Annotated in this window: 11 protein-coding genes; 3 read left to right on the top strand and 8 right to left on the bottom strand. The window is 56.8% G+C overall.

What is annotated here, in order from left to right; genetic code table 11:
* Positions 1-55: 55 nt before the first annotated feature.
* Positions 56-142 carry an SEC-C metal-binding domain-containing protein gene (locus ACFC5L_RS00340; protein ID WP_375202364.1) on the bottom strand — a complete coding sequence of 29 codons (87 nt, stop codon included), beginning with the start codon at positions 140-142 and terminating at the stop codon, positions 56-58.
* Positions 143-848: 706 nt separating this feature from the next.
* Between ACFC5L_RS00340 and ACFC5L_RS00345 the strand changes: the two genes are divergently transcribed.
* A complete protein-coding gene (locus tag ACFC5L_RS00345) occupies positions 849-1,232 on the top strand; it encodes a hypothetical protein (RefSeq protein ID WP_375202272.1) in 384 nt (127 codons plus the stop codon).
* 546 nt (positions 1,233-1,778) lie between these two features.
* Here the strand turns inward: ACFC5L_RS00345 and ACFC5L_RS00350 are convergent.
* Complete coding sequence (locus tag ACFC5L_RS00350) at positions 1,779-2,060, bottom strand: hypothetical protein (protein ID WP_375202271.1); 282 nt, start codon at positions 2,058-2,060, stop codon at positions 1,779-1,781.
* Positions 2,061-2,223: 163 nt separating this feature from the next.
* The gene (locus ACFC5L_RS00355) at positions 2,224-2,661 is read right to left on the bottom strand and encodes an FKBP-type peptidyl-prolyl cis-trans isomerase (RefSeq protein WP_375202270.1); all 438 of its coding nucleotides are present in this window, start codon (positions 2,659-2,661) and stop codon (positions 2,224-2,226) included.
* Between the two features lie 425 nt (positions 2,662-3,086).
* Between ACFC5L_RS00355 and ACFC5L_RS00360 the strand changes: the two genes are divergently transcribed.
* Positions 3,087-3,677 (top strand): Tll0287-like domain-containing protein, encoded by a 591-nt coding sequence (locus ACFC5L_RS00360; protein ID WP_375202269.1) that lies wholly within the window; start codon positions 3,087-3,089, stop codon positions 3,675-3,677.
* Entirely contained in the window at positions 3,674-4,030 is a 357-nt protein-coding gene (locus ACFC5L_RS00365; RefSeq protein ID WP_375202268.1) for a DUF423 domain-containing protein, read from the top strand. The genes ACFC5L_RS00360 and ACFC5L_RS00365 overlap by 4 nt, the downstream gene beginning before the upstream one ends.
* 246 nt (positions 4,031-4,276) lie before the next feature.
* Here ACFC5L_RS00365 and ACFC5L_RS00370 read toward each other — a convergent pair whose 3' ends face one another.
* The 5 genes from ACFC5L_RS00370 to ACFC5L_RS00390 form a co-directional block, all read right to left on the bottom strand.
* Positions 4,277-4,678, bottom strand: coding sequence for a hypothetical protein (locus ACFC5L_RS00370; RefSeq protein WP_375202267.1), 402 nt, complete (start codon positions 4,676-4,678; stop codon positions 4,277-4,279).
* Between the two features lie 258 nt (positions 4,679-4,936).
* Positions 4,937-7,624: a TonB-dependent receptor gene (locus tag ACFC5L_RS00375; protein WP_375202266.1), complete on the bottom strand. Its 2,688-nt coding sequence runs from the start codon at positions 7,622-7,624 to the stop codon at positions 4,937-4,939.
* A 444-nt stretch (positions 7,625-8,068) separates the two neighbouring features.
* Entirely contained in the window at positions 8,069-10,624 is a 2,556-nt protein-coding gene (locus tag ACFC5L_RS00380; RefSeq protein WP_375202265.1) for a TonB-dependent receptor plug domain-containing protein, read from the bottom strand.
* A gap of 408 nt (positions 10,625-11,032) precedes the next feature.
* The gene (locus tag ACFC5L_RS00385) at positions 11,033-12,223 is read right to left on the bottom strand and encodes a pyridoxal phosphate-dependent aminotransferase (protein WP_375210729.1); all 1,191 of its coding nucleotides are present in this window, start codon (positions 12,221-12,223) and stop codon (positions 11,033-11,035) included.
* Positions 12,224-12,244: 21 nt separating this feature from the next.
* On the bottom strand, positions 12,245-13,246 hold the full coding sequence (locus tag ACFC5L_RS00390; RefSeq protein WP_375202264.1) for a sulfite exporter TauE/SafE family protein: 1,002 nt from the start codon (positions 13,244-13,246) through the stop codon (positions 12,245-12,247).
* Positions 13,247-13,898 lie beyond the last annotated feature (652 nt).

Consider the following 13,898-nt stretch of genomic DNA (forward strand, 5'->3'; position numbering starts at 1 on the left):
GCTGCGCTAACCCGCCCTACGGTTCACCTAAAAATACTCTCCACGGTTCGCGCCGTCATAACGGCCCGATGTCAGGCAGCATTTCTTGAAATCTGCGTCCCGAGCCGCAGGGGCACAGATCTTTGCGGCCGAGCTTTTCCAATAGCTCAACCTCTCCGCCCTTAATGGTGCGAAGACCGCGTTTGACGCTGGTTTCCGAAGGGAACCCTTTTCGGCGTTTAGACGAACGCTCGAAAGCAAGGGAGGTTTTCGATGTCGCGATGGTTTGTCATGACGTCCTCCATTGGTTGTGACGGGTGCTGATTAACGAAACAAGAGGGAAAGTCAACGCGCAAAACGCAGCGTCCCTCTTCCCCCGTTTACGGGGGAAGTCCCGAGCGTAGCGAGGGGATGGGGGCTAACCCCCTCCGTCGCTTCGCGACACCTCCCCCGTAAACGGGGGAGGAGAAGTGCGCCTTGACAATTCTTTTCGCCGCGACTATCCCGCGCGTTCTTTAAAACCATCAGGAGGCTGAACATGAGACAGTTTATGTTTATTGCGCCTCCGCCCTTCCGGAGCATGAAACTCCGTTAGGCGGAGACCCGGAAGGGAGCGCCGCGAAATTTCAATTTGACCGCGTTTGCGGTCGGCGCGCGGCCCCTTCATCACCAATGAACGACAACAACGACGGATGCGGCGCATTCGGCGGCAGAATAGCCGTGTGTGTTTCTCTCCGATCATCCCGGCGCAGGCCGGGATCCAGCAAGGAATAACGCCGGGCAAAGCCCGACTTTTTCATGTGACTGGGCCCCGGCCTGCGCCGGGGCGCTCGGGGAGAAATCCGTCAACGGATGAAAGCAGGAATAAGATGTATATCCGTTTCGTCACGCCCGCGCGCGCTGGCGATGCGCGCGGCGTTCCAGTGGGCGTTTTCAGAACGCGCACCAACGGCGCGCCGCTATGGCTGCGTCAGGCGATCTGGCGCGAATATGACTGGTTCAACAAGCATCTGCCCGTGCCGAACCGGTTCGGCGTGGTCACACGCAAGTCGAACCGGCGTTATGGCGGCGTTTGCTGGTTCCGCGACGATGCGCGGGACTGCATCGCCCACGCTTACACGCTCGCGGCCCTCTTGGGCGAAGCAGGCGTGCCGGTGACGCGTTTGAAAACCGACTCGCCGGGCGACATCATCTATCGCGACGCGCATCAGATCGTCGCGATGCCGCCGAGAGACTATAAATACATGAACTGACGGCGCCCGCTCATCGCGGGCGCTGTTTTTTATGACGCCGAAATCCTCAAGGGGTGATGGGGGCCGGCCGAGTATAAGGCCAAACGGAACCCCGTGGATAATTTTTCACCAGTTTTTTTCCTGCCTTATACTGCGCGGCAGTCCGGATATGGAGAGGCGTTGTCGCGACCGTTCTTCAACGATCCGGATTGCAGCGCGCAAGCTGGTCGACCCGCGATACGGAGGGGAGCCCAGGTTTGCCGGCCGCAGAGCCCGGGCTTTCTCATGGCTCAACGTCTGGCGGGTAAAACCGTCCGGCGGTCATGATTACGGCCGGGCCAGACGGTCCGATAAAACGCCGCCCCGCGCGAGGCGCAAAGCCTCCGCTGTTACATTTGACATGGAAGTTTTGCGTCTCGCGCAACCTCTCCGCCCTTATCCACTCGCTTTCATCAGAAAGGCGGTGACAATGATATGTGGACGATTGAACTTTGCGCGCTAGCGCGAAAAAAAACGGCGCCCGCTCATCGAGAGGCGCCGTTTCTATTCAATGGAGAAAAAGCCGGACTATTCGCCTTCCTCGACTTTCCATGTCGTTTCAACATTGCCGCCTTTCTTGCCGTCCTTGCCATAAGCCGTGGCGCAGGTTGCGGCGTCTTCGGATGAGGCGCGTTTCGACGCCCCGCCCGCCTGGCGATGGCGCGCAGCCGATTGCACATCGGCGCATGCCGCCGTCGCTTTGGATTCGCCGTCCACGCCGTCATATTTGGCGAAGACGGCGGCGCCAGCGTTGCCGGCAAGAGCCGCAGTGACGACACCGGCTAGAAGAAGTGTTTTTATCGCGTTCATGGATTTCTCCCCTTTAATTTGCTTATCGAAACGCCTTGTTGGCGTTGGGGAAGACATAGGACCGGACATGCAAACGCCCAGTGACGCACGTCACTGGGCGGTGGTGATTACAGCAGCTTTGCCGTATAGGAAGGGTCGCGTTACGCGACGCAAGCCGCTTTTGTTACGCGGCCTCTTTGATCTCAACCAGGGTCAGACCGAAATGGAGGTCCTGCCCGGCAAGCGGATGATTGCCGTCGGCGACGACGGCTTCCTCACCCACATCGGTGATGGTGAGATTGACTGTGGAGCCATCCTGCATCTTCGCAGAAAGCTGAAGCCCCGGCTGCGGCGGCTGATCGCTCGGCAATTGCGCGCGGGGAATCTGCACCACCATTTCCTCACGCCGCGGCCCGAAGGCGTTGTCAGACGGGACTGTGACCGCCTTTTCCTCGCCCACTTCCATGCCGTCGAGAGCAGCCTCAATTTCCGGAAAAATTTCCGCCTGGCCGAGGGTGAGCGTTTGCGGCCCTTCCTTCTCGGTGCCGCCGACAACGCGGCCGTCGCCCGTGCGCACGACATAATCGATGGCGACGATGTCGCCTTTCTTGGCTGTAGTCATGGCAATTGCCTTTCGTCTTTAATTTCGTGTCGCACCCGATCGCGAAAGCGAACTCGCGGAAAGGCGCGCGGCCAGTCGGCGCGCATGCCCTTTGCTGGCGCGGGGCGCGGAAATGCGCCATCTCGCTCGACGCCCCTCAACGGACGCGAGAAGAAAAGCCAGCCATTGATAGAAAGCGCCATAAGACACCTGGCCAGCCTGAAGTCAGACCCCAGACCTCGCAAATGGGGGCGCGAGGGTCAAGGCGCAAGAGGCGCAACCAGTGCATGATGGTCGCAAGGGGCGCCAGCAACTGTAAGCCCGTTTTGCACTCCGTGGATAATTTTTCACCAGTTGGACGGAGGGCCTATGATGCGTCCATGTGAACCTGTGCCCAAATCCGGGCCGCGCAGTAAGGTAAGCGCAAACATGAGATGGAGTCGCCCATGAACCGTCAGTTGGCCTTCATAAGCTTTGCCGCCGCTTGCATCCTGACAGCCTGCGCACGCGAAGAGGCGGCAACGCAAACGCCGGCGCCGGCAGATGTCGCCGCAGCGCGCGCTGCGGCAAACGATTTGGGCGCGCGATTAAAGACGCGCCTACTGGACGCCCTGGCGACAGGCGGCCCGGTCGCCGCCATCGAGGTCTGCAATCTGGAAGCGCCGAAGATCGCGACCGTTCTTTCCGGCGAAACACACATGAGCGTCGGCCGAACCGCCCTGCGCTGGCGCAATCCGGCGAACGCACCAGATGATTTTGAACGCGCTGCGATGGAAGATTTTCGCTCACAGATCGTCGGCGGCGCGGACCCGGCGATGCTGGAGCGCGCCGAAATCGTCACGACGCCCCAAGGCCGGCAGTTACGTTACATGAAACCCATCATGACCGGGGGGCCTTGCACCCTGTGTCACGGGACAGATGTATCAGACGAGGTGAAAGCCGCCATTCTGGCGCGCTATCCCGACGATCAGGCTACAGGTTTTGCGCTTGGCGAATTCCGCGGCGCCTTTTCCATTACGAAAGACCTTGAAGGATGAACCCGCTCGCCCTGTTCGCCGGTCTTGTCGGCTTTATCGCTGTCGCACTCGGAGCGTTTGGCGCTCACGGGCTTGAAGGCAAATTGTCTGTTGAAGCTCAAGACTGGTGGCAAACGGCGACGTTTTACGGCCTCACACACGCCGTCGCAGCCCTTGCCCTGTCGCTCAATGACTTCCCGCCGCTTCGCCGCGCCGGCTGGGCGTTTCTTTTCGGCGCCGCGCTGTTTTCAGGCTCGCTTTACGCCATGTCGCTTGGCATGCCGCGATGGTTCGGCATAATCACGCCCCTCGGCGGGGTCTCATTTCTCGCCGGCTGGACGCTCATTATAATCGCGGCTGCACGCAAGCGTTAGTGACGGGTGCGAATAAACAGACTGGTCGCGCCCAGAAAAGACGTAACGCCGATAAAGCCGATCAACAAGATTTCCAAGATACTCATCGCTCTCTCTCCCCAGACAAATCGATGCCTGTCTATTGGGATGCTGCATTGCGGTCGAAATGGGGCGGACCGGCGGCGATACAAGGGCCATTGGCGATCACGCCTGCGTGCTTGCGGCGAGAGGCGGCCCTTTTGCGCCAGTTCGATTGAGTGCGGCCGGCTATTTCGTGCCGGGCTCCATGGCCTTCATGAGGACCCGGCCAAAATCGGCAACCATGGCGAACATACCCATGGCGTAGCCGCGATGAATCGCGCCCGTTCCCTGATAAACTTCATACATGAGATAGGCGACGACCCCCATGATCACAATCCGCGCAAAAAACGTCGCGGTGAAGTTGATGGTCTTGGCGGCGAGGCGCTTCTTGCGCTCTTCGGGCGTCTCCATGGCGAGGCCGCGCGGACGCATGCGCGACAGGTCTGGTTGAAGTTCGACACGCACGCGCGGCGCGCTTTCCGGCGTAGCAACAGCGGCTTCGCTCGCCATGGCGCCGCCTCCCCCAGCAACACTGGCGAGACGGTCGGCGCTAATTCGCGGCGCCTCCTGCTTTTTTGCAAAGGCCATGGGTCTCTCCCCTGACAAGCCTTCAGTTTTGCGAAAAAGAGGTTGAAACAGCCTCAATGAACTAGAGGCAATTTTATCAAACCTCACCTAAAACCGCTTCGCAAAGAAAAAGGGCGGCTAAAGCCGCCCTTTTCCAAGTCCCCTCTTGTCAGCCCCCTGGCGCGTCCGGCGCCGGAGCGCCGGGAAAAGTGGAAGCCGGTTTCTATGCTACCGGCGCGACCACTAACTGGATCGTAAGGACGTTTAACGCCCTACGACCTAGAAGCTCTTGCGCACTGTGACGCCGTAAGTGCGCGGCGGGTTGGTGTAACCGGAAACACTGCCCGTCTGTGCAACAGTCGGGAAGCCCTGCAGGAAGTACTCATCATCCGTAAGGTTGCGGCCCCAAACCATGACCTCGAAACCGTCCTGGGTTTCAAAGCCGATGCTGGCGTTCAGGACATTCACTTCACGGGTAATGCTGTCGGGAATATTCTCAATGAGCGGCACGTCCGATTCATAGAGATATTCAATGCGTGCATACCCGCCCCAATTGTCGTTCACATCGAAGCTATAGGTCGCCGAAGTCGACAGGCTCACTTCGTGAACGCCCGGCACACGCGTGCCGGAAAGATCACGGAAGCTCTCGCCCATGCCGCAGTTCACGACGTCAAATGGCGTACACCCGGCCATGGTGAATGACTTGTACTCAGGATCGAGATAGGTCAGCGCGAAAGTCAGCGCCAACGGATTCCAGGGCGAATAAAGCGATTCAACTTCGAACCCTCTCGATGTCTGCTCACCCGCATTGGCGAGGTCAAAGCCGACGCCGTTAAAGACGTTGGACTGGAAGCCTTCGATCTTCTGATCGAAGAGCGCAATGTTGACATAACCGCCGTCGAAATTGGCTTTAAAGCCAAGCTCGAAGAGACGCACATCTTCCGGCGACGCCGCGCGACCCAGTTTCGAAGCGTCAACAGGCGGACGCGAGTCGGAAGAAAGATTGAACGCGCCAGCCTTATAACCCGTCGCATAGGTGAAGTAGGCATTGAAGTTGTCCGTCACGTCATAGGCAAGACGCGCCGTCCAAGTCACATCGTTGCTATCAAGCTTGCCGTCGTCAAACGGGTTCGACGGATCCGGGAAATTCGTCTGCGGCGCGAAGAATTGAACGGCCGTCAAACCGGTAAGGCCAAGCAGCGGGTTCAAGGTTGGATCCCCTGTCAGCGCGCCTTGAGCGGCGGCGACGGCGCCGTCGCGAGTAGCCGCGAAAACAAGCGGATCCAACGCCGCGAAAGTGCCGGCCGCCGTAAAGAACGGAACCGGGTTCGCTGGATCAAAGGCTACCGGCCCGCCATAGGCGCCCGGGATCAAGCCGCCAAAGATGTTCGCCGCAACAAATGAACCGCCGGTCGAAGCAAATGTCGACAGATCGAAATTCGAGAACACGTCGGTCAGATTGCTGACGCCGGTCGCGCTCTTGCTGTCATCAATATAGGAGATGCCGCCTGAAATCGTCAGGCGGTCGGTGATTTCGAAATCAGCCTGACCGAAGAACGAATAGGACTCGTTGTCCATATTATAGGTGCCGAACACGCCGGTTCCCGGCGCGAAAGACGAACCAAAGGCCAGCGAATCAACGCCGGCGCTACCCATGGGCAGGAACTCCGGAAACAGCGCGCCAGGGCCAGTCGTCAACGCCTGGGCAAGCTGCGAAACCCCCTCAACATCGGCAAGGCTCACGCCTGCGCCGGAGATCAGGAAGTCAATATTGGCGCGCTCCTGGGCGCCAAAGATGACATCACGCTGGAGGAACACATCTTCATTGAAATAGAATGCGCCGACCATCCAGTCGAAGCGGTTATCCCCGACGGATGAAAGACGAATTTCCTGAGTGAAGGTTTCGTATTTGCGATCCTGCGGGTTCTGGGCGAGATCGGCGCCGCTGAAATCGACGTCGGTATTCGCGGTGTCAGACTGCTCACGATAGGCCGTGATCGACGTCAGCTGGGCGAAGCCGTCGCCAAGCTCCCAATCGGCTTGCAACGAAATGCCTTTGCCGGTGAGTTTGTTGTCGGTTGCTGTGTCAACAGCGACATTACGTGAGAACGGGTCTGTGCCGTCGGAAATTTCCTCTCCGAGACCAAAGGGCGGCGGCGCTGCAAGCACCTGTGTCGCGGGGCCGTTCAAAATCGTCACGGCGCCGCAGCAGTTCTCGTCGATCTTGTTATAATCGCCAATGACGCGGAAGGTGAGCGCATCGCTCGCTTCCCAGAGGAGCTGACCGCGAAGCGCCCAGCGGTTCCGCTCGTTCTGATCGGTGCCGTCTACGATATTGGTGTAATACCCATCACGCTTATTGGCGCTACCGGAAACGCGGAAAGCAACATTGTCAGAAAGCGGGCCCGACAACGTGCCCTTGAAGAGCATCTGGTCATAGTTGCCATAGCTCGCCTCTACATTGCCGCTCCAGTCAAAGGTCGGCAATTTTGTGGTGATCGAGATGGCGCCGGCGGACACGTTTTTGCCAAACAGCGTCGATTGCGGGCCGCGCAGAACCTCGACACGCTCCAAAGTCGGCAGGTCAAGAATGGCCGCCGCAGAGCGAGACCGGTAAACGCCGTCAATAAACACACCGACCGAGCTTTCAATACCCGGGTTGTTGGCGCCATTGCCGAACCCGCGGATCGTGAAGTTGGTCTGGGACGAGTTCTGAAGCTGAGTCACGCGCAGGGACGGGACAACGGTCTGCAGATCGATGAGATCATTGATCTGAGCCTTTTGAATCGTTTCAGCGCCGACGACGCTGACCGCGATCGGCACTTCCTGCAGCGTTTGCGGACGCTTGGTGGCGGTGACGACAATCTCGTCGGATTGCGCCGCTGCGCCTGTTGCCGCAATCGCACTAATGGCGGCGCCTGCAAGCAGGCGCGCGGCAAATGCATTCATGTTGGAATTCATTTTCATCCTGTAACCCCTAATCTGGCCCCTCCCTGTTGGGGCGTTATTCCCGGTTGTTACGCGTTTCCGGGCGTTGAATCCTTTTCTCTCACTGCCGACGCGCCGTCCAGCGAACAGTGGCGGACAACTGCGCTCCGCCCAAAAGCGTTACAAAATTACAACAAGTGCGCCAAACGCAGAACAATGTTGCGATGCAGCAATATTTTACGCCTCTTAGAATGCCGCCAAATTGGTCAAGAAAGAATTAACCCTATAGACGCCCGGCCCGGCTCTAAAAAAGCTGCCACGAAACCCATCTTCCGGCGACACGCGTTTTAAGGGCCCGGCGCTTCAAACAGATTATGGCTGACGCAATGCCGCCCCGCGGTTGCAAGGGAAGATTTCATAAAGAAAAGAGGCGAAGCGGTCGGCCCGCTTCGCCTCTTCTTTGTTCTCAGTCGGTTTGCAGTCTTAGAAGGAGACCTCAACCCGGCCGTAGTAATAGCCGCCCTGCCAGTCGACGATGGAGTCGGACCGGTAGATCCGGCCGCAGCAGGTTTCCCCGATCATACCCGGGTCCGGATAGTTATCCAGAATATTTCGGGCGCCCACTGACAGCTTATAGTGGTCCATGAAGGTGTAGCTCAGCTCAAGGTCGACCAGAAATTCAGAGCCGAATTCCTGTATAGGGCCATTGTCGTTTTCATAGGAGCCGTAATAGCTGACCCGCCCAAGCGCCGTGAAACCGCCGATATTGTGAATTGCGGTGAAAATACCGCGCCAATTCGGCTCACCGTTAACAAAGTCAAATTGATCTTCGGCGTTGAACAGGGCGTCGACGTCTCCGTCAAACTCCGTTTCATTGTAGTTCGCCGCAAGCGACAGGGATGTTGTTCCCGCCTCGCCAAGATCAAGATCCGTGGTGGCGACAATATCGACACCTTTTGTCACCGTATCGAAGGCATTGGCGAAATAGAACACGCCGCCAATTGATTCGGCGCCGACAACACCCGCGCCAACAAGCGCCAGATAGTTGTCATAAGCATCGCCCGCCATCGGATCAGACGAAACATCCTGAGTCGAGATCGCATTCACCCGGTCTTCAAGTGCGATGCGATAAAAGTCGACTGAAAGATTGATTCCGCCATAGCTGGCCGTAACGCCAGCGGCGATGTTCTTCGATGTTTCAGGCTCGAGCGCGTCAGCACCGAGTGCTTGGGCAACAGGACTAGACGCCGGGAAAAGGCCCGTCGCCACAGGAAAGCCATTGGGCAGACGCGTGGAAACGTTCGTTGTGCCTTGCTGCCCTGGTGTCGGCGCGCGGAAGCCGGTGCCATAAGAGCCCCGCACAGCGAATCCATCTACAATTTCATACCGGGTGGCGAATTTGTAGATAAGCTGGCTATCGAAGTCAGAGTAGTTTTCATAACGCACCGCCCCTTGCAGGAACCAGCTCTCCGTTACGTCCGCACTGACATCAAGGTAAAATGCTTTACTGTTTCGCGTATATTTACCCGAGAACTCCGGGGAATAGCCCGGAAAGCCGTTTGAGCCGACGCCAATGACAGTGAAGACCGGGTCGTCCGGATTGGTGCAATCAAGCCCTGCGATGCCCATGCCGGCGGCTGTTGGGCCCGTCATGCCATCGCAAAAATCAAACGGATCAGGCAAGGCAAACGGGCCGCTCGCATAAGAAGCCGGATCACCTTCGACGAGTTCATAGCTTTCTTTCAGATAGCTCGCGCCGAAACCGATAGTCAGCGGCCCCGCGAGCGCATCAAGATCGACAACTTGCGCAAGATCAGCCTGGAACTGCGCTTCCTTGTTGATCAGGTCGCCAGGGTAGAATTCCGTCGGTGTGTCGGGTCCAAGCGATGGGTTGACCGTATTTTCAATGAAATATTCGATCTTGTTGACGCCCACGCGACCGGACACATCATAATAGAAACCGCCGCCAAGATCGCCTCTGAAACCACCTGCGCCGGAATAGTCGGTCACATCGCCATGAAATTGCGGTGTGAAACCACCCGGAAAGATTTCCAGGAAATTGTAAACTGAACCGTCTTCAAGACGAATGTCTTCAATCGTGCCGTTGCCGGGATAACGATAGAAGAAGTTACCGTCGGCGGTGCTGTCGGAATAGTTGCCGAAAGCATAAAATTCGAGCGCATCGGAGAAAGTGTAGCCCATATTGACAAAGGACCGGAACGCTTCGGCGTTCGGACGCCCCCAGGGCTGTACAATGTCGCCATCCGATAATGACGCCGCTTCGACGCCAGCGGCGAAAGTCGGATCCATAGCAGCGACAGTGGGAACGCAGAACCAGCTTTCACAATATTGCTCAGCACGCACTGTCGAATCGGAGTGAGAATATTCCAGCGATATGTTGACAAAACCGTCTTCACCGAGACCAAAGCCAGCATTGCCGGCGAAGATATATTCAAAGCCGTCGCCTTCGTAAAATTGTCCGGTTTGCGCAGTCAGGGTGATGCCGTCAGCGGAATCTTTCAGGATAAAGTTGATAACGCCGGCGATTGCGTCCGAGCCATATTGCGCAGCAGCGCCGTCACGCAGCACCTCAACGCTTTTCAGCGCAACCGCGGGTATCGTCGCCACGTCAGGGCCCTGCGTGCCTGATCCGCCAATTGAAACGAGCGCAGCGCGGTGACGGCGCTTGGAATTGACGAGCACAAGGGTCTTGTCTGTAGGAAGACCTCTCAAAGACGCTGGCCGGATAAAAGTTGAGCCGTCACTGATCGGTTGCCGGCTCAACGTGTAAGAAGGCACTAGCGTCAAAAGCACGTCATTGACATCAGTGTAGGAGACGCCTTCGAGGTCTCCTTCGTTGAAGACGTCAATCGGCACGGCCGAATCTTGAACAGACCTTGGTAAACCGCGGACGCCAGTGACCACGACTTCGTCATCGGTGCTTTCATCTTGCGCCGAAACGGATTGAACAGAGAATAGCGCGGCCACGCATACCGACGCAAAAATCTGGGTTTTCTTAAGTTTATAAGCTTTTTTCATGCGAACCCCCGCAGAGTTGATGTTAAACCGCGGACGTCGCCTCCCACCGACCGAACGCTTATGACTGCGTTTCAGCCGAAATATAATTTATCCATCACAAATACCTGAACCCAGGCATTTGAGATGAATATTTCAACGTATGCCTCTTAGATGATCAGCATACGCCTATAAGTTCAGGTGAAAGCAAATTCCTGCTCTTTGCAACATTTTTTTGACGTATTTCTGAAAATCGTTCCTTATAGGGATTTTATCGCAACAGGCGCCATCACAAACAACGTTCACCGACGCAACGCACGCGCGTAAGCATAATTCCGTATAAGGAGTAAGTTAAAGGAAAGCTTTTCACCCAAACACCCTTGGGCGAAAATGCTACGCGTTCGCACGATGCGGCGATGCCCGCGACATGTTTTAACCTGCGGCGATCGCCTTCGGCAGCGCGGCGATATAACGCGACAGATCTTCAAGGCGTCCCATTGAAACGCGTGACCAATTGGGCAGCCCCTGATAAGCGCCGCGAATGTAAATGCGCTCACTCGCCATCTTGTCCCGGAACATGTTGGCGTCGCCTTTGACATTCACAAAAGCGAAATTTGTTTGCGAAGGTAGGCAGACAAGGCCGTGGGATTGCGCGGCGGCAATCACCATCTCTCTTCCTTCGATAATTCTCGCCCTCGATTCGGCCAAAAACTCTTGGTCATCGTAACTGGCGATAGCCGCTGCGAGACCGGGACCACTGATCCATGACATAATATTGCTGCGGATGCGGGCGGTAAGGTCAGCACGCGCCATCAAATAGCCGACCCGCAATCCGGCCATGCCGTAAATTTTGGAAAAGGTGCGCGACACGATCACATTTTTTCCGTCACGCACCAAGTCAACCATGGATGCGGTTTCAGGAATATCGGTCAATTCATTATAAGCTTCGTCCACCAAGACCGTTGCACGTTTTTCAATCCGCCCGATGAAGGCGCGCAGTTCATCCGGATCAAGAAGCATGCCCGTTGGGTTATTGGGATTGGTTATGTGCACCAGACTGACGTTATCATCGATAACAGCCTCAAGGGCATCAAGATCCACGCCCAGATCGCTTTTCATCGGCGCCGTGACGATTTTCGCCCCTTGGCGCTCTGCATATCTGACCGTTGTGTCCCAGAACAAAGTCGGCGCCGCGATCTTGCCGCCATCACGCGTCCATGACTGAGCCGCCGCGCACAAGCCTTCGCCGGATCCGGCGCTAACACTGACAAACTCGCGCGGAATGCGGTTCCGCTCCGCAATCATGTCCACAAGATAGAGAAGCGATCTGTCCGCATAATACGCGCCCTGCTCAGTCGCCGCACAACCCGCTGCGACCGCCTTCTCGCTCGGGCCATAAGGATTTTCATTTCGGGAAAGAAGCGCCACGCCCGGAGCCGGACCAAACCCCGGGCCCGACAAATGGGCGGTCTTATCAGCCCCATCCCCGCTCTGGGCCATGGCTGGCGTCATAACGGGCGCCAAAGCCGCCAACGCTGTGGCTCGGACGAAATTTCGCCGCGTCTGCGTTACGCCCCGCTTCTCTAACCCCATAGTCTGCCCCTCATCAGTTCCTTGCCCCATTTTTCAAGCCAAGCTCTTCTTTTATTCTGAGGCCCCGCCGTCAGATCGCTGCGTCGCCTCGTAATAAGACAAGCCTTCTTCAGGCGGCGCCCCGGAAAGAGCCTGATACTCTCTCTCCAACACTGCGTTATCAAAATGCTTAAGCGTCGCCGCCTCGGCGATATAGGGTGTTGTCGGGTCCGGTTCGACGCGCGCCTTATAAGCGTCAAAGAACATCACCCCGGTCGTGAACATAAGATAAGTAGCGAAGACTCTCTTTAAGAGCGCCGGGTTCATTTTGTGAGCGACGAAGGCTCCGGCGGGGGCGGTTAGCGCCGTCATCGCCGTGATGGCGACAAGACCGATGACATTTATATAGCCGACCGAACCGGGCGGCAGCCCTTCAACGCCCTGACCGATAATGGCGAAGCCAATTGCGCCAGGGACGGCGATAATAAAACCAAAACCCGCCGCCGTCGCGATGGCGCTGTGAATAGGCTTTCCGAAAAGCGTCATCACCAGAATAGCGAAGGTGCCGCCGCCTATGCCCATCAGCGAAGCGAAAGAACCCACAAAGGTCGCCAGCACTGCGCGCAACCAGCCCGCGGGCATGGTGTCAGCTATTTTCAGCGCGCCGGCGCGACCGAACATCATGTAAAGACCCATGATGAAGACGCCAATTGCGAAAACCAGGGTCAAAGACTCGCCGTCAATGGATTTCGCCAGCGCAAGTCCCAACAAAACGCCAAGCACGATCCACGGCGCCCATGTCTTTAGCACTTCAAAATCGACGGCGCCGCGGCGCGCATGCGCCTGCACTGAACGCAGGGAGGTGACAATGATTGTCCCCAGCGATGTGCCAATCGCCACATGCGTCGTGACAGAAGGGTCTCCGCCCATGACAGTGAATATGGCGTAAAGCGCGGGTACGACAACAAAACCGCCGCCAATTCCAAAAATACCAGCCGCAAACCCGGCGAACAAACCGGCCGCCAGCATCGCCAGCAGCGTCGGTAGAAATTCAGCCCACTCGACTCCGGCCATTATTCAATCATCCTTCCGCTGCCCTCCCCGCATCCTGTCAGCGGGGTCAATTTTGTTCCCGATGCCGGGCCCCGGAGCCTTGCCATTCCACAAGCACAATGAGCACAGCCGAAAAACCACGCAGTCGCGCGCCAGCTTGAAGACGATTCCTTCCCAGAGAGTGCGGTGATTATTTTTTTTCAAACACAACCGCTTATGAAGACGTACCGCAAGAATATCGAACTTTCAAGTTTGTTTGCGCTCATGAAGACGAACTGTCGCGACGCCAGAAATCAGAGTGCGGAATAAAATAGATCGTTCAACACAGCGCATTATTCGTGCGTCCGGTTATGATATTTTGCTTTATCGAAACCATCCGCGCATCCGAATCAGGGTGACCGACAAGACAACGAACACGCGCGAGAAAAGCAGCCTCAATCACCAAAAGCAGTCCGCACTCGAGCGGCGCCCGCCAACTCATAAGCACTGATATTAGCAGTATATTCCAAACAAATATCAGGCTCGGCTCAAGATTTCGACATTTGTCGCGAGACGAGCTTTGCGAGCCTATCGCAAGCATTCACAACTTCTTCTCTACACGGAGCTTCAGACAAGCGAAGTTTTGAATTCGCAAAATCATTATAAAAAGGATGCATTCCTTTCAGAGTTGCGA

The organism is Hyphococcus sp., from assembly GCF_041986965.1.
Lineage (GTDB): Bacteria > Pseudomonadota > Alphaproteobacteria > Caulobacterales > Parvularculaceae > Hyphococcus.